The sequence below is a fragment of the Bacteroidia bacterium genome (genome assembly GCA_033391075.1).
Lineage (GTDB): Bacteria > Bacteroidota > Bacteroidia > J057 > J057 > JAWPMV01.
Genome location: JAWPMV010000001.1, coordinates 4823097 through 4844171 on the forward strand (window position 1 = coordinate 4823097; position 21075 = coordinate 4844171).

A 21075-nucleotide genomic window follows, 5' to 3' on the forward strand; every position below is an offset into this window, starting at 1 on the left:
TATGTTGATTATCAAGGAAATACTACGATGAAATTGCCAGAAAAACAAATAGGCTTTTGTGTATATAGGCCCTAAGAATTGGGAATCGATGTTTTAACAAAGAATTAATTCAGATTAAGGGCTTGCAAGTCGACGGGAAGTACCCGGGAGACTCCCATATTCTCCATGGTTACCCCGTACATGACATTGGTAGATGCCATGGTCCGCTTGTTGTGAGTAACGATGATAAACTGGGAAGTTTCGGAGAAACGTCGGATGATATTATTGAATTTATCAATATTGGCATCATCCAGGGGTGCATCGACCTCATCAAAAATACAGAAGGGGGCAGGCTTGATCAAGTAGATGGAAAAAAGTAAGGCCACAGCCGTAAGGGTCTTTTCTCCACCGGAAAGCTGCTTGATGGTAAGCGGTCGTTTGCCTTTAGGCCTTGCAATGATAGAGATCTCGGATTCGAGAGGATTGTCCTCATCGAGTAGCATCAGGTCACAGGAATCGTCCTCTGAGAAAAGGCTGCGGAAAACCACCATAAAATGATCCCGAACCTGAACGAAGGTTTCCAGGAATTTTTCTTTAGCTGTCTGGTCAATCTCAGCAATGGTTTCCAGCAGGGACTTTTTCGCGCTGAGGAGGTCTTCTTTCTGGCTGGTAATGAAATCAAATCTTTCTTTCATCTCATTATAAGCCTCAACTGCCATGGGATTGATTTCACCATATCCCTGCACCCGACTCCTGATGCTCATCATTTTATTTTCCAGCTCACTGACATCATATTTATCAATGCCTTTGCTAAAGATTTCTTCCTCATTCAAATCCTGCACCTCTATCTGGAATTCTACCGACATCCGTTCTCTCAATCCATTGAGTTCTATTCGAATTTCAGTAGCGTTTTCTTTCAGTTCGCTTTGCTTTCGCAGGATATCCTCTCTCTTTCTCCGCTCTGAACCCAGACTTTCTTCCACTTGATAAATGGAGTTCTTGGTTTGAGCGACCTTTTCTTCCCGAATCCCAACCGCACGTTCCAATTCTTTCTTCTGGTTGTACATACCTACGATCACCTCATCATTCTGCAAATTGCTATTGATCAGATTCTCGGTATCCTCCCGAACCTGATTAAGCTCTTCCCGCATTTGCTCATTCTGCTCTCCATAGCGCACAATGGCTTCATTCTTCTGCCCAAGTTCTCTGGATAAATTCTCAACCTGGTTGCGTAGATGAATCAGTCGAATATTCTCCTGGTTATAGATTTGATTATGAGAAGAAAGTTTCTGGGCGGAATCCTGAGCATCTCCTCTCATTTGAGCCAGTTTGGCGGTATGTTGCTGCAGCTCTTCCAATTTGATCCGGATGCTTGGGTCAATCTCCAGGATTGCTTTCTGCAGAGTCTCCAACTCATCATTCAAACTCTCTGTTCTTTGCCCAACGCGCATCATAAATTCCCGATGCTCTTTCTCTCGGGATTGTAAGACAGATAAATCTCTCTGTTTTTCGAGGAGTTGTTTGCGTAAAGGCTCCAGATCTTTGAGGTGATCGATCTTTTTCAGGTTTTCCAGCTTGGCAATACTTCTATCCAGCTCCACCTTTTCACCCGTCAGCTGTTTTTGAAGCTTCCCAATCTCTTTGTCCAGCTTTTCCAGGTTCTTGGCCCGCCCCAATCGTTTCCCTTCAAACAGCCCCAATGATCCTCCACTAAGCATAAATCTCCTTCTGGAAAGATTGCCTATTCTTGTCAGGAATATAATGCCTTCAGGCACCTCATCAGGGATATCGATTTCATCATTGACGATGTAAACCTTATCCAGTAGATAAGCCGCCAGTTTTTTGTAAGCATCCGCAAATTCAATTGCGTCTATCGCTGCTTTGGCCTGTGTAAATAATAAAGGGGTCGAAGGTTTATAGGCCTCCAGTTCCTCCAGAATAAAGAAGTTTGCACGTCCCTTTGCTGCTTCTGCCAACATATGGACAGAGAGGATGGCATCCTGACGGGTCTTTACCACATAATAACTAAGGTAGGGCTCCAGGTAATTCTCAAAAGCTACTTTGTACTCCTCAGGAACTGAGAACACATCTGAAAGCAAAGGAGCGTCCTTGATCCAACGGGCATTCTTCTTCAAAAATTTCACACTGGCAGGAAAGCCTTCCAGGTTCTCCACCAAACTCTTGGTCAGATTGTATTCATTTTGACGAGCATCCAGACTCCGATTGGTCTTGTAGACTTTATCCTTTAGCTCATTGAGGATTTTTTCTGTTGTATCCAGTTCAATGATATGGGAATCTCTTTTGGCAGCGATCTCATTGACCTGTTTTTCCAAATTGCTGCATTCAGCCTGCAACTGAATATCCTTTTCCTCAAAGGCATCGAGGTCAAAGGAACGGTTGGATTTATCTTCTTCTGCACGATTCAGCTCAGCTCCCAGACTTTCAATCTGGACTTTCTTCACTTCTTTCTCACGCGTCAGTTCCTGTAAAGTTTGCTCGGTCTCTTTATGTAATTCGTTGAGTTCTTCTACTGCCTGGGAAAGTTCATTGGAGGTTTTGGAAAGCGAACTTTGTTCAGCGAGCAAAGCTTCAACCTTTTTTTCCTGCTCCCCCTGCTCTTTTTGCAAGCCTTCTTGCTGGATTTTCAGTTCCGAAACCGATTCTTCATTTCGGCTCAATTGCCGTCTTTCAGATTCCATCTGGTTTTGCAAGGCAATCTCTCGCTGTTGCAAATACTTGAGTCTCTCGTTTTTGATGGATTTTTCTGTCTCCACCGATTGAATCTTGCGGCTGTGGTTGTTGAGGTCTACCTGACCTTGAGAAAGGTTTTTCTCTTCATCCAGCAGGTTTTTCTTCAACTCCATGATCCGGGCCTCGCGCTGGGCCATTTCGGATTGCATAGACCCTATCTGATCTTGCAGACTTTGGTCCAATACCTGAATCTGCCTTTGCCTCTCGCGAATATTGCGCATGCTTAGGTAGGCATACTGAGAACTGATCTCTTTGTATTGTTCTTTCAGTTCGAAATAGCGTTGAGTCCTCCGGGCCTGCTTCTCCAGACTTTTGAGGTTCTTTTCGATTTCAAACAGCAGATCTTCTACCCTCTCGAGGTCGGCATCTGTATCTTTTAGTCTGTTGAGGGTTTGTTTCTTGCGAATCTTGTATTTGGAAATACCGGAAGCTTCTTCCAGGAATTTTCGTCTTTCATTATTCTTATTGGTCAGTATCTCATCCACCATTTTCAACTCGATGATGGCATAAGAATCAGAACTCACCCCTGTATCCATAAAAAGGTTCTGGATATCTTTCAATCGGCAGGTCACTCCATTTATCTGGTACTCTGAATCTCCGCTTCTGTACAACTTGCGGGTGATGCTGACCGTAGAGTATTCTGTAGGAAGTATATTTTTGGTATTTTCAAAAGTCAGAGATACTTCGGCAAAATTGGATTTACGACGGGATTTGGTACCATTAAAGATGATGTTCTCCATCTTATCCGAGCGAAGATTTTTTGTTTTCTGCTCTCCCAGTACCCAGCGGATCGAATCAACAATATTCGATTTTCCGCAGCCATTAGGGCCTACAATGCCCGTAATTCCATCATCAAAGACGAATTTTGTTCTCTCTGCAAAGCTCTTAAAGCCAAATATTTCCAGACTTTTTAATTGCATAGTTCCTTTCCGAGGATTATTTTTCCGATATGAGCACCTTAAATATACTTGTAACAATAGCAGCCATTGTCGTTTTTGGCCTGCTGTTCTTGTTAATCCGGTCGCTAAGAATCAGATTTGGGCTCAAAGATAATAATTCCGGAGCAGTTCAGCATCTTCGTAAATTACTTCCTCCCCCATCTGCTGAGGATTTGTTTCTTCCAGGTAGTCATATGGAGGTTAGTGGGAGTGATCTCCTGAAGCAACACATAAATGAAACCCCTGAAATTGAAATCCTTTCGCCCAAGAAAAAAAGAAAGAGATTATTTCAAAGCAAACAGGATATACTCAGGGCTTATATTGCGGATACGGTTTTGGATAAGCCGAAATGGAAGGACAACAAGAAAGGGGGTTCATAAGTCCTTTATAACCGTTGAGGCAGGAATACAGCCAATAATGTAAGTCTTGTAACCGTATTGAGTTTGAGTCGTAAGTTATAGAAGATATATTTAAGATAAATATGCAAATAACAGGTACCGTATCTTATATAGACCTATCCGGAGGATTCTGGGGCATTATTGGAGATGATGGCATGAAATATAATCCGCTGAGTGGTCTGCCTATCCAAATGCGAAAGGAAGGAACCAAGATCAGGGCAAATTGTAAGCCTTCAACTGATTTTAGTATCCATATGTGGGGTAAGAACGTTGACCTTGAAAATATAGAACAGATCTAAAGCAGGTATTTCCAACTGAAATAGCTGTTTTTTCTTTTAAAAAAACATTCTCGAAAAAGTCCCAAACCTATGTTATCTCACGTCATTGGTATAGCACTCACAGCTCTGGCTTTTCTGGTCTTTGGCCATGGAATTGTAAAGCGCGTTAATGGAAAAGCGTTCAATCCTCTACCAGCATTCATATTGATTCTGGTGGCATTGGCTTATGAACTGTTTTTCAGCTCAGGTAGCTTTTTTGCCCGCCTCCCTCATATCCTGACCGACTTCGGTATAGGCATGATCATCGCATCGCTTTACCTCGCAGTGAGAAATGCTAATTCCAAGCTCCTTTGGGTGCCTGGAGCTTTGGCACTTATTGTAGGTTCAGTCATGTATGTGGTCTCCTTTGGGTACGACTGGGTTTCCAAAACCATGAATAACGATCAGCAACTGCTGGTTGAATTGGGACCAGATGATGAAATATCAGAAATTGAAGATATCCTCAATCGCCATGGTGCAGAATGGGAGAAAGCCTTCCCTGAAGTTGATCTTTCAGAGGATGAGGATTTGGCGCAGTATTATTTGGTGAATGTTTGCGAAGAGCAATTAGAAAATCTGAAAGCAGCTCTTTCCCTGGATGGAGAGAATGTGGATCAATGGGAAATGAACAATCCCGTATATTTAATTGAGCCTCTATCTGTAGAGAATAGCAGAGATGGTAAAACCGGCTTTCTGGCCAATGACCCTCAATTAGGAAAACAGTGGTTTGCAGATAAACTCGATTATAATGATGTGTACAAATTTCTCGCACATCACCAACCCAAGAAAAAAGTTAAACTAGCTATTGTAGATACCGGAGTGGATAAAGACCATGAAGACCTCAATAGCATTTATCAGAAAAGCGGTACAGACGGAGATTATGATAAGCATAGTCATGGTAGCCATTGTGCGGGTATCGCTGGTGCAGCCACAAATAATGGAAAAGGCGTAGGCTCCCTTAACTGGGAAGGTCGCCATATCACCATCAGTGGTTATGCAGCATTGGATGATAATGGCAGGGGGACAGACCAAAGAGTTTCCAGAGCCATCATCAAAGCAGCCGAGGACGGTGCAGATGTAATTTCTATGTCTTTGGGAGGATTTTCACCCTTCCCGCCAAAAGCTCAAAAAGATGCGATCAATTACGCCATCAAAAAAGGAGCAACTGTGGTAGTCGCTGCAGGTAATAGCAATGACGATTCTCGTCGCTATTCTCCAGCTAATATCCCAGGGGTAATTGTAGTATCCGCTGCTGACCAAAATCTCAACAAAGCAAGTTTCTCAAATATCAATACTAAATTGAAAATGCCTATCGCAGCTCCCGGTGTAGATATCCTTTCTACTATCCCCGGAGGTTCTTATCAGGCCTACAGTGGTACCTCAATGGCAACTCCACTTGTAGCCGGACTTATAGGCATGATGAAATCCTACAAACCCGATCTGACCAATAAAGAGGTATATGATATCCTCAAGAATACCGGAAGAGAGGTAAAAGACTCTGGAAAGATTGGTAAAGTAGTTGATCCTTTGAAAGCAATCGAAGCCGTTCAATAGGCTAAAAAGATAATGTATAAGCGAGAGGCATTCCAATGGAATGCCTTTTTGCTTTTATAGAAACTTAAATGAGTAATAAACCTATCAGATAGATCCACAGAAGACCCAGGAAGTGCCAGAAGAACAATGCACTCTCCAGATAGCTTTTTCCTTTCCCCTCATAAGCCACATATACATAGGCCAGAAAGCCCAGCCCTCCAACAATATGCAAGGCATGTAGGCCAGTCAGGACATATAAGTAGGAAGCCATCTGACCGCTGTTCGCCAAATCAATCCCACTGCCATACAATTGTCCCCAGGCGATCCCTTGACTAATCAGGAAGCCCAGGCCCATGATCACAGCCAGACTTACATAGAAACGAGCTTTGGGTGCATCTTTTCCCATCCAGGCCAGATGAAGGAAAACACTACTTCCCAGCAGCATGAGGGTATTGATATAAAAAAGGACAGGGAGTTCGAATTGTATATGCTTGTTTGCTCTAACAAATGCAGCACCCAAAGTGCTAAAGAGAACGATGATCGTCAGCATCAATAATGCTATCCCTAGTTTGGATACCCCTTTAGACGCATTATCTCCCTGTATATTATCCATATATATGCCTTGAATTGCTTACTACCATTAACTCATAAGAAAGGCACGAAGTTCAGTTTTAGGGCCTAAATTTTAAAATTCGATCAATAAATTTCAAAAATTCGATTGAAAGTTTTTGGATATATAGGTCAAAAAATAGCCTTTAATGAACCTAAAGCATGATTTTAGGACAAAAAATTCATGTTAAAGATTCGTAATTTTTAATTGGTGTACTATTTAGACTTTCCTTAATCTTATATTCTCATTTCGGACAAACTAAATTGAATGACGAATAAAGCAGATCTACCTTTTTTACTTAGCCTTCTGGATGATGATAGCGCGGTGGTACAAAAGGAGGTGCAAAAAGCGCTCCTTGCCTACGGTACTTCTCTGGAAAGAGTGATTGAACCCTTTAAAGCTCAGTTGTCAGATTTGCAAAACGAGATCCTGTCTTTTCTTTGTGCGCAAGCTTTTGAAGAAAAATATGGGCAAGATTGGTTGGGCTGGCTGGACATGCAAAATGATAAAGAAGCGCTCGAACATGCTTTGGTCCAATTGGCATATCTGGATTATAGCAAAGATGCCTATCTGATCAGTGAAAGTCTGGATGAACTGGCGGCAGAATATAGTGCCCACAGTGAGAATAAATCTGCTTCTGACCTGATGGAATTCCTCTTTCAGGTGAAAGGCTTTACTTCCCCAAGCGGAGAAACAGATTTGCCCATTCATAACAATTTGCTTTATGTCATAGATAATCAGAGAGGCAGTCAGATCGCATTATCCTGTCTGGCAATTCTGGTAGGTTCCAGAGCTGGCCTTGATCTGCACGGCATCAATATCCAGGGAAACTTCATTGCCATCTCTTTTGGAGAACAGGAAATGCAGATGTACAATTCCTTCAATCAGGGAAAACCTTTGGCCAGAGCTTCGGTCATCTACATTGAAGAGGCTTTCCGAAGAAATCAAATCGCTCCCTACAACATCAAAGCCAAGACCCATGAGATTGTCCTGGATATATTGACAACAGGGATAGAGGAAAGTTACAGACAAGAGGATGAATTTGAGGCAGAGAGATATAAAGAACTGCATGCAGACCTCAGCGATGAGCTTAAAAGGAGAGGTCTCTTATAAAGGAAAGCTAAAAGAAAGAGTATATCTGCCAGAGAAGCACTGCTTCTTTGGCATTTTAATTTTAGGGAAAGGCACAAAATTCTGTAATTTAAAGATAAGATACTGAAATACGATTTTCCAATATGAAGTTTCTACCTACTACGAGATATCTCATCCTGGGAGCTATTCCCATTTCCATATTCATTTTTTTATTCTCCTGCCAAAGTTCCTATACCCCCAGTCAGGAAATAAGTGAACGATTGCCTGAAATAGTTGATTTCAATTATCATATCAAACCGATCCTCTCAGACCGCTGCTTTAAATGCCATGGCCCAGACGCCAATCAGCGTAAAGCAGAACTCCGTCTCGACAATGCCTCTCAGGCTTTTGAGAAACGAGAAAGAGAAGATGGCTCCGGTTTTTATCCTTTGGTAGCTGGCAATGCGACAAATAGTGATGTTTTTCAGCGGATCATGTCTGAGGATGCAGAGTATATGATGCCACCTCCAGAGGCCAATTTAAGCCTGACAGAATTTGAAAAGGCCATGATTGCCAAATGGATTGACCAGGGCGCAGAATACAAGGATCACTGGTCATTTGTAAGTCCTAACAAACCCGAGCTACCCGAAAGTAGTTTTGAAGCGTGGAGCAGAAATCCTATCGATCATTTTATTGGGAATGAAATTCAGAAAAGAGGTCTGAGTCCTTCTGAAGAAGCACAAAAAGAAAACCTCCTGAGAAGAATTACCCTCGACCTTAGCGGCCTTCCTCCTACTCCGGAAGAAATCCAGACATTTATGGCGGATAAGCGTGAGGATGCCTACGAAAAAGCCATAGATCGTTTATTGGAAAGCCCGCACTATGGCGAACGCATGGCGCTGGAATGGTTGGATGTAGCGCGCTATGCAGATTCCCATGGCTACCAGGATGATGGCATGCGCAATACCTGGCCCTGGCGCGATTGGGTAATTCGCATGTTCAATGAAAATATGCCCTATGATCAATTTCTGGTCGAACAATTAGCTGGAGACCTTCTTCCGGATCCCAGCAAAGATCAATTGCTGGCAACCTGTTTCAACCGAAATCATCCCCAGTCTCAGGAAGGGGGAGTAGTTGATGAAGAATATCGAGTTGAATACGTAGTGGACCGAACCAATACCTTTGGGAAAGCCCTTATGGGAATCACCGTAGAATGTGCTCAATGTCATGATCATAAATACGACCCCATTAGCCAGGAGGACTATTATTCCCTCTACGCATACTTCAACAACAACAATGATGCAGGCATAGTTCCCTATAATGGAGAAGCTGCTCCCACCGTTATGCTGCCCACCGAAGAAGAAGAACAGAAATTGGCTGAACTAAAAAATAAAATGGGGCCTTTGGAGGCGGCTATTGAAAAAGAGAACTATGTAGATGATCTCAAGAAATGGCTAGGTAATCGCAGTCCAAAAATTGCGAAACCCAAAGGTTTGAAAGCTGAGTTTTCCTTCGAAAAAGAAATGACGGTACAGCGAGCAGCTCTCAATCTGGACGGGAAGAAAAGTCCGGGTTGGGCGGGTATTGGCAAACAGGGTACAGTTACCTCCTACTTCAATAAAGCCAAAGGCAAAGCTGATGCTGCCATCCTGGGAGATAAAGACCGCAAACCGGAATTGGTGGAAGGAGTACAAGGTAAGGGCCTGAAATTTCTGGGAGATGCAGGTATTCGCTTCAATCGGGATATGGATTTCGACAGGCATCAGCCTTTTTCTGTGAGCATTTGGGTGAAAGTTCTTAAGGAAGGAGAAAAAGGGCCCATTTTCAACAATACCAATGGTGATTTCGAAGGTTATCGAGGTTGGATTTGCAAACTCAATCCTGATGGCAGCCTTTCCTTTCAGTTAAACTATGTATGGCCGGACAACTGCATTGATTATAAAACGACAGATAAGATTGAGGTAGGTGAATGGACGCATATTGCGATGACTTATGATGGCAGTAGCAAAGCCTCTGGCCTGAAATTCTTTGTCAATGGAAAAGTGCCTGCTCATAAATTGATCAAGGATAATCTGAATAAAAGTCTGCAACATGGAGTAAAAGGCTCCAATTGGTCCAGCTTTCCTTTTATGCTCGGCAGAGAAAAAGAGCGTTCTATTGAAAATATCGTCATGGACGAACTCAAAGTTTATGAACGACAATTATCAGAACTGGAAGTAGCTTATCTATTTGATCCTAAGATCAAAGTCGAGCCGACCCAATCCCAATGGCTGGAATATTATGTTCTCAGTGGAAAGAATAAATCCTTTAATCAAAACCTGAAAACTCTTACGAATTTACGTGAGGAAGAAAATCAAATCAGTACTGATGTCCTGGAAGTCATGGTCATGAATGATCGGGAAGAGGTTCGACCTACTTTTATTTTGGACAGAGGTCAATATGATGCTCCTACATCAGAAGTAAGTCCCAGAATACCCTCTGTATTTGCTACTAATGCTTCTGAAGACATTCCTAAAAACAGATTGGGTCTGGCGAAATGGCTGGTTTCCGCTGAACATCCTCTTACCGCTCGAGTTGCCGTCAATCGTTTCTGGATCATGTTATTTGGGAAAGGTTTGGTCGAAAGCCAGGGAGATTTCGGTAATCAGGGACGCTTGCCAAGCCATCCGGAGTTGCTGGATTGGTTGGCCATGGATTTTGTAGAAAATGGCTGGGACATCAAGGCTTTTATGAAACAAGTCATGATGAGTGCTACCTATCGACAACAATCTATCCCCAGTGCAAAAGCATTGGAGATCGATCCTCAGAATGACTGGTATTCCCACTTCCCTTCCTATCGACTGCCTGCTGAGACCATCCGAGACAATGCACTGGCGGCAAGTGGCCTGCTTTCCACAAAAATTGGAGGTCCTAGTGTATATCCCTATCAACCGGATGGCATATGGGCGGCTCTTGCTACCCGAAATGCTACAAAATATGTACAGGGAGAAGGAGATGAATTGTACCGGAGGAGTATGTACACCATATGGAAAAGAAGTTCGCCTCCGCCCTCTATGATGAATTTCGATGCACCTGACAGATATTATTGCGTGGTTAGGAGGCAGAAAACGGCTACCCCTCTTCAGTCTTTGGTCTTGATGAATGATCCTCAGTTTTTGGAAGCTTCAAAAATGCTGGCTTCAAGAAGTATGAAAGAGATCGGAGGAGAACTAAAGGAAAGAGTAGAATTTATGTACATGAGTCTCCTGGGGCGCTCGGCCAGAGAAGAAGAGCAAAAGCTCCTGGCAGATTTATACCAGGCAGAATACGAGGCTTTCTCCAATGAGCCTGAGCGCATAGAAAAGTTACTGGCGGTTGGGGAAATGAAAATCGATCCAAAACTTGCCCAGGACGATCTTGCAGCCCATACCATCCTCGCTTCTACCATTATGAATTTCGACGAATTTGTCATCAAAAGATAGCCCTCGATTATGAGCAAAATGAAAAAAAATATAGATCATATTGTTGGCGGGATGAACCGTAGGGTCTTTATGCGTAACAGCCTTCTCGGGCTAGGTGGATTAGCAGTCTCTTCTTTGCAAAATCCTCTTGCAGCTTCTCCGATGATGGGAGGTATACCAGACCTTCCACATTTCCCTGCCAAGGTAAAACGCATCATTTACCTCTTTCAAAGTGGTGCACCTTCTCAGATGGAGCTTTTCGACTACAAACCCAAATTGAAAGAGATGTTTGGGCAGGAGTTACCCGAATCTGTACGAGGAAATCAACGGGTGACCGGGATGACAGCTAATCAAAGAACCTTCCCTATTGCCATGGGAGATTTTGAATTTAAGCAACATGGAGAAAGTGGGATTTGGCTGAGCGAGTTTTTGCCTCATCATCAGAAAATTGTTGATGACATTACTGTCATCAAAAGTATGCATACCGAAGCCATCAATCACGACCCGGCTGTTACCTTCATACAGACCGGTTCACAGATTGCGGGCCGCCCCAGCTTTGGTTCCTGGTTGAGCTATGGCCTGGGTAGTGAGAATGAAAACCTCCCAAATTTTGTGGTGCTTTTGTCCAGAGCCAGAAAAGATGGCGGAGGCCAACCACTCTACGCAAAACTTTGGGGCAATGGCTTCCTCCCTTCCGAAAATCAAGGCGTACTTTTCCGCTCGGGAGATGAGCCTGTACTCTACCTTAATGATCCGGAGGGTATGGACAGGGCCAGTCGCCGTCGTATGTTGAGTACATTGGAAAAATTGCATGAAAGCCAATACGACCATACCCAGGACGAAAGCGTTAGATCTCGCATCGCACAATATGAAATGGCTTTTCGCATGCAGATGTCCGTACCCGAAACCCTGGACCTCAGCAAAGAGCCGGATCATGTGATCGATATGTATGGTCCAGATGCCCGTATTCCGGGCACATTCGCCTACAACTGTCTCCTCGCCCGCAAACTATCTGAAGATGGAGTACGCTTTGTCCAGCTATACCACCAGGACTGGGACATGCACGGCAATCTCCCCAACCTCATGAAAGGTATGGCCAAATCTGTAGATCAACCCTCAGCAGCCCTGGTTCAGGACCTCAAGCAAAGAGGCATGTTGGATGATACCCTTGTTATCTGGGGCGGAGAATTTGGTCGCGGCGCTTACTCCCAAGGCAAACTTACTCCCACCAACTATGGACGAGACCATCATCCTCGCTGTTTCTCCATCTGGATGGCAGGGGCAGGAATCAAACAGGGATTTAGTTATGGAGAAACTGATGACTTCAGCTACAATATCGTCAAGGATCCGGTTCATGTACATGACTTCCAGGCCACAGTTATGCATCTGATGGGCATAGACCATGAACGATTTACTTTCAAACATCAGGGCAGACGATATCGACTCACAGACGTGCATGGGCATGTGGTGAAGGATGTCTTGAGTTAAGAGGTGTTCTGGTGTTCATGTTTTCTCGTGTTATAGAGATTTTTCCTTTGTCGGAACACGAGAACACCAGAACACTGTATCTCCCCCTCATTTTCAAAAAAATCCTCTTTTCTGAAACCGCTGTGTTCTGAGAGATGTCTAAGGCTTGTCAATTAAGACGCATTAGATCATCTCAAGAAAAAACCCATGAACCTATTCAGCATCTTTCGATTCATTACCCTGGGCATCATAGCTCTTTTCTTTGTACCATCCCTTTCTGCCCAAAAGATCAAAACAGTCTCAGGGGAAAGTATCAAATCAGATAAACTCAATCAGGAAATCGAGGCCATTATGGAAGGCCTTGATATGCCCGGCTTATCCATAGGCATTATAAACAATAATGAACTCGTCTATCACGAAGCTTTTGGGGTATCTAATTCGGAGACCCGGGTTCCCCTGAATAAAGAAAGCATATTTGAGGCCGCTTCTTTATCTAAACCCATCTTCGCATACTTCGCCCTGAAACTGGTGGAAACAGGAAAGCTGGATTTGGATAAACCCCTTTACGAATACTTTCCCCATCCAGCTATAGAAGAAAAAGACCAGGAAAACTATAAACTCATTACGCCTCGAATGGTCCTTTCTCACAGCACAGGTTTTCCCAATCACAGCAATGGGGCCAAGATTCAACTGGCTTTTGAACCGGGTAAAGGATTCTCCTATTCTGGTGAGGCCTATCAATACCTGGCAGCCATTATCGGTATGCAACATGGCGTGGGTTGGAAAGCGGGCCTCAATGATATTTTTCGCAAAAATGTAAGCCTAGCCTTGAAAATGGAGCACAGCTCTTTCCTTTGGACCGACTACCTCGCCCAACACAAAGTCTATGGCCATAATGCAGAAGGTAAACCTACTCACAATGATACAGGTGGATGGAGCGGAGAGACATTCAATGCCTTTTCCAGTCTGCATAGTGAGGCCGCAGAATACGCAAAGTTTATCATCGCCATGCTCAAACAGGAAGGTCTCACTAAGAATTCCTTTAAAGAAATGCTGGCCGAACAAAACCATTTTCAGGAAAGCGAACAGCTTTATCTGGATACTGGACAAACGGGCTGGGGACTGGGATTTGCTCAAAAACCTACTCCATATGGCCTGATGCACCTACATACCGGAAACAATCACACATTTCAAGCCTATACCATGTTCATCCCTGAGCAAAAATATGGCCTGGTTGTCTTTACAAATAGTGACAAACTTCTCGACTTTTTAGCTGAGTTGGGGTCTGTAATAGGAGAACAATTTTAAGAAAGAGATATGGAAGCATTAAATGAAACCTTAGGAGGACTCATCATCATGGCTGGAATGATAGCCATCGTGTACATCCTCGCCAAATACAATTATCTGATCCGAAAGATGCTGATTGAAAAAGGGATTCCTGCCCCTAGCCTGTTTAGTAAAAACAGACTGATCGATTTCGCCTGCATTTTCCTCTTCCTTGGGATCGGCGTTCTCATCTCGGCTTTCTATACAAGCTTACAATTAGAAGAAGATACGATGGATCTCCTCATTTGGGGAACCATCCTGATCGTTGGAAGCTTTGGGCCGGCATTGGCATATACAATTCGAAGAAAGAGTGGGGAATAAGCCATCAGCAAAAGAATCGGATTACCTAAAAAAAATAAAGGATGGAGATCTCCATGCCTTCCGATTTCTGGTGGATGAAAATAAAGACATTTTATTGAGTCTGGCTCAATCCATTCTCAAAGACAAAAGTTGGGCGGAAGATGTATTGCAGGATGCTTTGATAAAGGTATTTCACAAAATTGGGAGCTTTCGGGAGAACTCTTCTTTCAAAACCTGGCTATATCGGATCGTCATCAATACCGCCTATAACGAATTGAAAAAGCGGAAAAGTTATCAGACACATAAATTGGCGGCCCAGGAAAATCAGCCGGAAAACATAGAGCGTAAACATCCCCTCAGAGCAGAAGAACGAAAATTATTCATTCAATCGACTCTGGATAAATTGAAAGCAGATGAGGCCCTGCTATTGCGCCTTTACTATTTATGCGAAATGAATATTGCCGAGATTTCAGCCAGTACCGGATTTAAAAAAGCCAAGATCAAAACTGCCCTTTACAGAGGGAGGATCAATTTTAAAATAGAATTAGAAAGAATATTGGGAACTGAAATAAAAGAGATTTTATGACAGAAAAAGAGATAAAACAGCTAATTCAGCATAGCGGCCTGCAGACCTCCCAGGACTTCACGGAGCGCTTGATGGAAAATATTGAAGTTGTAGACCTGGAAAAACAAAAAGATATCAAGCTACAGTTAAGTCGGCCAGTCTGGCTCATTCTAAGTTTGACTGTACTACTTAGCTTTTGCTTTGCCTTATTCTTTCTGGAAATAATGCCCCTGTTTATATTTGCTATGGGCTTCCTGATGTTTGCCTTGAATCGGATGCTTCAGTTAAAACTGCAATATGAACAGCTAAAAAGCATGAATTATTGAAGGCCTTTCATCACACTTATTCCCTACGCCCATACCAAAAGCTGAATAAGCTACTTTTCGCTTTAGGCCTCAGGGATCTTGGGAGAATTATGTGCAGAAGTAAAAAAATCACCGCCAGGCTATGGGAGAAGAATAGCTGCAAAATCGCCTTCAGGCTCAATTCATCTTTTCTACCTGCCGTAAAGAGTGGAGTCTTTAGCATGTAAAATTTTAATCCCTTTTTTCGAGCTGCCTTTTTCAATCTTCTCACGAATTCGATTTCTTCCAGAGCAAAAAGATCTTCGCTAAAGCCTCCTATTTCTTCGAAAATATCTCTTCGACACAAAACAAAAGCTCCCCAGGTATAAGAAAACAAACGCATGAAGGGATTCAGTCGCTCCATCTGCAATTTACTCCACAGCCTTCCTCCCTGAACATCAATTGTTGTTCCAGCTCCCACAGAATTTTTCAGTGTTATATTTTCTTTCACTTCTAAAAGAAGTTCCTTTTGAGGATAAGAATCGGCATCTACAAATAAGAAATATGTTCCCTGGGCTATGCTAGCTCCCCGATTTCTGACTCGCGAGATTTGGTGGATAGGTTCCAGGACTACTTTCGCTCCCAAAGCTTTCGCGATTTTAGCACTATCATCGGTAGAAGCATTATCTGCAAGAATCAATTCCCAGTCAAAATTCTCTTCAAATACTTCCTGCATTCCAGACTGAATCCGCTCGATCGTGTCAGCGATCAGTTTTTCCTCATTAAAGGCAGGTATGATGATGGATAGGTCCATCCTTGAATTTACAGAAAGTCTATTTCTTTCAGGCTTTTTCCGTAGCTTTTATCTCTAAAGCATTAAACCCCTTTATGGAACCTACTACACCCAACCGCCGCGCCTTTATCAAACAAACAGGCATCACCCTTTCAGCAACTGCTTTCCTGGGGCTTTCCCCCTTAGCTTGCCAATCTCAGGAAGAACTCAGCGTGCAGGGAGCCATCGACCTTATCATGGCCCAGGTACCCGGAGAACGTAACCCTGATACTGTTGATACAATCAAATCCAGTTCGGGCGATCAGAAACTGACGGGCATTGTTAGCACCTTTCTGGCAACTGTTGAAGTTATCCGTGAAGCCATCGATAAAAATGCCAACCTTATCATCACCCATGAACCTACTTATTACAATCACAGAGATGAAGTAGACTGGTTGAAAGAGGATGCGGTTTACGAATACAAGCGGAAGCTGCTGGAGGAACATAATATCGTTGTCTGGCGTTTTCATGATTATTGGCATCAAGTTGAGCCGGATGGAATTTTGCAAGGCTTCATCAATGCGCTCGGATGGCAGGGTTTTCTCAATACCAAAATTGAAAATGCCTGCTTTATCCCCAAAACAACTATGAAGGAATTGGCCGCCTTCCTGAAAAGACAATTGAAACTGGACCGCTGTTTCTTTGTGGGCGATGGAGATTTGGAATGCTCCAGTGTAGGCTTGCTGCCCGGAGCCTGGGGCAAAGACAAACACATAGATTTACTCCGAGAGGATATCGAAGTACTGATTATCGGCGAAGCAGCCGAATGGGAAACGGTAGAATATGTTCGGGATGCCTCTCTGGCCGGCATGAAAAAGGGCCTGATCATCCTCGGCCATGCCATGAGTGAAGAACCGGGCATGCTCTATCTGGTCGAATGGCTGGGTCGCTTTTTGCCTCAGGTTCCGACTTTTCATGTGCCTGCGAAAGATCCTTTTACTCCGGTATAGGGAGAGGGAGTGTTCTGGTGTTCATGTGTTCTGGTTTTTGAAATCTACAAGAACACAAGAACACTTGAGCACGTCTACTTTTCTTCCCCCGTCTCGAATCCAACGATCAATTTTTGGATGGCCATTTCGAGACGCTCTATTCGCTTGTCGATTTTTCCTATAAGTCGGGTTTCTGCAACACCCTTCCAGAGTTTGCGTTCCTGAATGCTGGAGGCAAATAACAGGTCAATGCTGGCAATGATGTTGCTTTCGGTTACAAAGCGTTCCTGACGCAGGTCATAATAATTGTATCGCCCATAGAAGGTCCGGGAATAAGGCCCATTGTTATACGGACCATTATTGTAGCGGGAACGATTGCGATCGGTACGTATGTAATTGATGCGTAGGTCCAGCAAAAGATCCGGATCTTCTGCAGAATATACGTATCCCGCATCTTCCATTTCCTTTACTACGGCCTGTTCCAGTACTGCTCGGGTCTTTTCGGTATCCACCCGATTTACTTTTACCTTTTTCTCAATCTCTGCAAAAGCAAAGGTTTCAAAGTCATTTTTGTTGCTTCTATTTATCTGATCTGCGGAAACCAATACAACACTTTTACAAGCACCCAATAAGAGGGCCATTCCACATACCATCCAGAGTATATTCCTCATATTCAATTTGTTATTTTCTACTTAGAGGAGGAACTTATAGTCCTTCTCCCTAATCAAGTATAAAAATTTTTTGGCATCCATTCCATGAGAAAGGGAAATTTTGCATATTCATTTATAATCCCTTCCAACTTTAAGCTATATGAACTACTACAAAAAAGCCTCTCAATTAAACAGACGTAAATTTTTACAAAAAGCCTCTGCCCTGGGCATAATTTCTATGTTGCCCGGCAGTATGTATAGCAGCAATACGACACTTAGCAAAAAACTGGGTGTCAATCTTGGCGTGATCACCTACAGTTTCAGGAGCATGCCGGGAAGTGCTGAAGAACTCCTTGCGTATATGGCTGAATTAGGCTTGAATAGTACGGAATTGATGGGAGATCCTGCAGAAGCTTTTGCCGGTGCTCCTATTCGCCCCAAAGTCAAAAACTGGCGTAAGCAGACTGATAAAGAGAAGGAGTCCATGCAAGCCTGGCAGAAAGCCCTCCACAACTGGCGCATGAACGCTCCTATGGAAAAATTCAAGGACTTAAGAAAGATGTATACGAAAGAAGGGGTTGCCATAGACATCGTTAAGTTCAATTTGGCGCGTATGGATGATGATGAGGTAAATTACGCTTTCAAAGCCGCGAAGGCCCTGGGAGCAAAAGGAATCACCCTGGAAAGAAGTGATGCTGCTATGCAAAGACTCGCTCCTTTCGCCAGTGAACACAAACTCAATATTGGCTACCACAATCATGCGAAAGTCGATTTTGAAAGCTGGGACAAAGGCCTGGAGTTATCTGACTTCAATGCAGTCAATCTGGACATTGGCCATTATGTAGCTGGAACCAATGAATCTCCCATTCCTTTAATCAAAAAATATCATAATCGAATTACCAATCTTCACCTCAAGGATCGCAAAAAAGATAATGGGCCCAATATGCCCTGGGGAGAAGGAGATACGCCGATTGGAGAGGTGATGAGGCTACTACGAGATGAAAAGTATGATTTTCTCGCTGCCATTGAACTCGAATACAAAATTCCCAAAGGTTCGGATGCGGTGAAAGAAGTCAAAAATTGCATCGACTTTGTCAAGGATGCTTTGGCTTAAATGAGTAATCAAGCATTCGTTTAATTCTCAGTCTTACTCTCATTGGGAGCCGGAAGTTCCGGCAAAGCAATCTCCTTGACTAAGAATTAGGGGATTGCTTTCAGCATTAGTAAACAGCATGACAAACTCTATAATACCTAAGCAATGATTCGCACTTTACTCCTACTTCCTCTCAGCCTCTTCCTTTGGAGCTGCAATCCTACATCTCAAACAACTACTCAAGTAGAAAAAGAGGAGTGGATATCCCTTTTCAATGGCAAGGACCTAAGCGGTTGGGACATAAAGATCGCCGGAAAGGAATTGAATGATAATTACCTCAATACCTTTGTGGTTGAAGAGGATATGCTTCGAATCAAGTATGATGAATACGATGAGTTCGGAACTTTTTTTGGCCATTTGTATTATGAGAAGCCTTATTCTTATTATAAGTTTCGTTTTGAATACCGCTTTCTGGGGGAGCAAACCAAAGGCGGCGCTTCCTGGAATGTTCGCAATAGTGGGGTGATGTTTCATTCCCAATCCGCACAAAGCCTCAGTTTCAACCAGCATTTTCCGGTTTCCATCGAATTACAGACCCTGGGAGGCCTAAACAAAGGAGATCGAACTACGGCCAATCTGTGTACGCCCGGAACTATGGTCGAGTATAAAGGAAAATTGGATCAAACGCATTGTATCAGTTCTTCCTCACAGACTTATCACGGAGATCAATGGGTGGCTGTTGAAGCAGTGGTATTGGGGGATTCTGTCGTTCACCATATCATAGAGACCGACACGGTTTTGACCTTTATGAAACCCATGATAGATAGCAGTTTTATCGCGCCGGGAAATGGGAGTTGGGAATCTTTCGGAATAGATAATGGAGATTACTGGCGAAAAAAGCATGGAGAGCTATTGGCTTCTGGTCATATCGCTTTGCAGGCAGAAAGTCATCCTATTGATTTTCGCAATATTGAATTATTGGATTTGGAAGGCTGCATGGATAAAAAGGCGAAGAATTATCGCAGCTATTATGTGAAGCATAAGGAGGAGGATTGTAAATATTAAGGATTAAACCTCTTTCATCAGAATAAAAACAGTCTGTCATCCCGGAATCCATAAGATATCCGGGATCTCTAGCTACTTAATTGAGCTTGCAAGAGATCCCGGCTCTTGGGATTAGGCCGGGATGACAATTTTAGTAATGGTAAAATCCTCACTTCTCCATCCGCTCCACCACATTCAAGAGCGAACGAGCCGTATGATAGGCCCCTTTCCAAATCCCACTTTTATTCCCTTCCTTCCGTTCAGGCTCCTTATCCAATCCACCCGCATAAAAGCCTCCCTGTTCATGGTCAATGAGATAGGTATCGATGTAGTCCCATTGTTTCAGGAACTTATCTCCATATTTCATGGAATCATTCGGATAAAGACCCTCCATAAGTTGCAAAGTATTCAAGGTCTCCACCTGCGCCCACCAATTTTTAGAATCACGAACAATTTCAAGTGGGGCATCCTCTTCCAAATAATAGCCTCCATCATAGAGTCCTCCCAAAGAATCATCAAAGCCAAACCTTAAAGCATGATCCACCATTTTTTTTGCGACCTCATGGGTGCGCTCACTTTCTTCCCCTATCACCTCCTCAGCTTCTAATAATAAATAAGCCGTTTCGATATCATGCCCAAAGGAAACATGATCCAGGTAGTGATTATTTTCACGGCTCTCTTGCGTTGAATCGCGATAAGAAAGCGGTGTCCAATCTTCCCAAAAATGCAGGCGCATATATCCTTTCTCATGGGTGATGGTATCTCTAATGATGCTAATGAGTTCTTCAATACGACTTTTCAACAAATCATCCCGCCAGACACCATACAACTCACTGAAAGCCTCCAATAAATGAATGCTGCTATTTTGATCTTTGGGAGGAGTCCGACCTGATCCTTGCCTAAGCAGCCTGCCGTCCCTTTCCATAAACTGAAAATATCCTCCCAAGTCAGAATCATGGCTATACTCTTCCAACCAATAGAATCCGGACTTGGCATAGTCCAGGGCTTTTTCCTCATCAGAAATCTTTGAAAAGGCTGCTAAGGCATAAATCGCAAAGGCATTTCCATAGGCTTCTTTGATGATTCGTTTTTCCTGGCTGTTGTCCAGAACTTCCCCCTCTTGATTCACCAAATTGAGAAAACCCCCATATTCCGCATCCCACATGACATCCTTGAGAAATTTCACGCCATGCCTGGCCATTGCTTTGTATCCCTCATCCCCGCTTCGATTGTAAGCTTTTGAAGTGGTCCAAACATGTCGTGCCTGGGTAACGATCATCTTGTTTTGCTTGCCCGTCCTTTCCCATGCATAATCAAAGTCACTTAGATAACCTCCATGCAGACTATCAATCACCCGAGGATACCAGGGTTCCAGCACCTTTTTCATCAGGACTTGCTCTACAGTTGAACTAAGGAGCATTTCCTCGGGTGGCTCTTCTTTGCAGCCAAAAAGGAGGGCGATGAGGAGAAATGGGAAAAGAATGCTAAGATTTTTCATAGCGGAATACCTTGTTTCAGATAAAAGAGAAATACAAAAAAATTGTCATC

The 21075-nt window shown here is 43.3% G+C and carries 18 protein-coding genes; 13 read left to right on the forward strand and 5 right to left on the reverse strand.

Annotated features, from left to right (window positions below; translation table 11 throughout):
• Positions 1 to 104 precede the first annotated feature (104 nt).
• Positions 105 to 3650, reverse strand: coding sequence for a chromosome segregation protein SMC (gene smc / locus R8P61_19210; GenBank protein ID MDW3649205.1), 3546 nt, complete (start codon positions 3648 to 3650; stop codon positions 105 to 107).
• Between the two features lie 29 nt (positions 3651 to 3679).
• Between smc and R8P61_19215 the strand changes: the two genes are divergently transcribed.
• From R8P61_19215 to R8P61_19225, 3 genes are all read left to right on the forward strand, one after another.
• On the forward strand, positions 3680 to 4048 hold the full coding sequence (locus tag R8P61_19215) for a hypothetical protein (protein ID MDW3649206.1): 369 nt from the start codon (positions 3680 to 3682) through the stop codon (positions 4046 to 4048).
• Positions 4049 to 4149: 101 nt separating this feature from the next.
• Positions 4150 to 4365 (forward strand): hypothetical protein, encoded by a 216-nt coding sequence (locus R8P61_19220; GenBank protein ID MDW3649207.1) that lies wholly within the window; start codon positions 4150 to 4152, stop codon positions 4363 to 4365.
• Between the two features lie 69 nt (positions 4366 to 4434).
• On the forward strand, positions 4435 to 5937 hold the full coding sequence (locus R8P61_19225; GenBank protein ID MDW3649208.1) for a S8 family serine peptidase: 1503 nt from the start codon (positions 4435 to 4437) through the stop codon (positions 5935 to 5937).
• A 64-nt stretch (positions 5938 to 6001) separates the two neighbouring features.
• On the opposite strand, the gene R8P61_19230 is transcribed toward R8P61_19225, so the two are convergent.
• The gene (locus R8P61_19230) at positions 6002 to 6529 is read right to left on the reverse strand and encodes a cytochrome c oxidase subunit 3 (protein MDW3649209.1); all 528 of its coding nucleotides are present in this window, start codon (positions 6527 to 6529) and stop codon (positions 6002 to 6004) included.
• Positions 6530 to 6793: 264 nt separating this feature from the next.
• On the opposite strand from R8P61_19230, the gene R8P61_19235 reads away from it, so the two are divergent.
• From R8P61_19235 to R8P61_19265, 7 genes are all read left to right on the forward strand, one after another.
• Positions 6794 to 7639 carry a transglutaminase family protein gene (locus R8P61_19235; GenBank protein MDW3649210.1) on the forward strand — a complete coding sequence of 282 codons (846 nt, stop codon included), beginning with the start codon at positions 6794 to 6796 and terminating at the stop codon, positions 7637 to 7639.
• Between the two features lie 122 nt (positions 7640 to 7761).
• Complete coding sequence (locus tag R8P61_19240) at positions 7762 to 11058, forward strand: DUF1553 domain-containing protein (GenBank protein MDW3649211.1); 3297 nt, start codon at positions 7762 to 7764, stop codon at positions 11056 to 11058.
• A gap of 9 nt (positions 11059 to 11067) precedes the next feature.
• Entirely contained in the window at positions 11068 to 12525 is a 1458-nt protein-coding gene (locus tag R8P61_19245) for a DUF1501 domain-containing protein (protein ID MDW3649212.1), read from the forward strand.
• Positions 12526 to 12711: 186 nt separating this feature from the next.
• Positions 12712 to 13812, forward strand: coding sequence for a serine hydrolase domain-containing protein (locus R8P61_19250; protein ID MDW3649213.1), 1101 nt, complete (start codon positions 12712 to 12714; stop codon positions 13810 to 13812).
• A gap of 9 nt (positions 13813 to 13821) precedes the next feature.
• Complete coding sequence (locus R8P61_19255) at positions 13822 to 14151, forward strand: hypothetical protein (GenBank protein ID MDW3649214.1); 330 nt, start codon at positions 13822 to 13824, stop codon at positions 14149 to 14151.
• Positions 14141 to 14716, forward strand: a complete 576-nt coding sequence (locus tag R8P61_19260) for an RNA polymerase sigma factor (GenBank protein MDW3649215.1) — start codon at positions 14141 to 14143, stop codon at positions 14714 to 14716. Before R8P61_19255 ends, R8P61_19260 begins: the two co-directional genes overlap by 11 nt.
• The gene (locus R8P61_19265; GenBank protein MDW3649216.1) at positions 14713 to 15021 is read left to right on the forward strand and encodes a hypothetical protein; all 309 of its coding nucleotides are present in this window, start codon (positions 14713 to 14715) and stop codon (positions 15019 to 15021) included. Before R8P61_19260 ends, R8P61_19265 begins: the two co-directional genes overlap by 4 nt.
• Positions 15022 to 15037: 16 nt before the next feature.
• Here the strand turns inward: R8P61_19265 and R8P61_19270 are convergent, their stop codons facing one another.
• Positions 15038 to 15793, reverse strand: coding sequence for a glycosyltransferase (locus R8P61_19270; GenBank protein MDW3649217.1), 756 nt, complete (start codon positions 15791 to 15793; stop codon positions 15038 to 15040).
• 74 nt (positions 15794 to 15867) lie between these two features.
• Between R8P61_19270 and R8P61_19275 the strand changes: the two genes are divergently transcribed.
• On the forward strand, positions 15868 to 16761 hold the full coding sequence (locus R8P61_19275; protein ID MDW3649218.1) for a Nif3-like dinuclear metal center hexameric protein: 894 nt from the start codon (positions 15868 to 15870) through the stop codon (positions 16759 to 16761).
• A 74-nt stretch (positions 16762 to 16835) separates the two neighbouring features.
• On the opposite strand, the gene R8P61_19280 is transcribed toward R8P61_19275, so the two are convergent.
• On the reverse strand, positions 16836 to 17411 hold the full coding sequence (locus R8P61_19280; protein MDW3649219.1) for a DUF4136 domain-containing protein: 576 nt from the start codon (positions 17409 to 17411) through the stop codon (positions 16836 to 16838).
• A 139-nt stretch (positions 17412 to 17550) separates the two neighbouring features.
• Between R8P61_19280 and R8P61_19285 the strand changes: the two genes are divergently transcribed.
• Positions 17551 to 18504 carry a sugar phosphate isomerase/epimerase gene (locus R8P61_19285; protein MDW3649220.1) on the forward strand — a complete coding sequence of 318 codons (954 nt, stop codon included), beginning with the start codon at positions 17551 to 17553 and terminating at the stop codon, positions 18502 to 18504.
• A gap of 144 nt (positions 18505 to 18648) precedes the next feature.
• On the forward strand, positions 18649 to 19548 hold the full coding sequence (locus R8P61_19290) for a DUF1080 domain-containing protein (protein ID MDW3649221.1): 900 nt from the start codon (positions 18649 to 18651) through the stop codon (positions 19546 to 19548).
• 148 nt (positions 19549 to 19696) lie between these two features.
• Here R8P61_19290 and R8P61_19295 read toward each other — a convergent pair whose 3' ends face one another.
• Positions 19697 to 21025 (reverse strand): AGE family epimerase/isomerase, encoded by a 1329-nt coding sequence (locus tag R8P61_19295; GenBank protein MDW3649222.1) that lies wholly within the window; start codon positions 21023 to 21025, stop codon positions 19697 to 19699.
• Positions 21026 to 21075 lie beyond the last annotated feature (50 nt).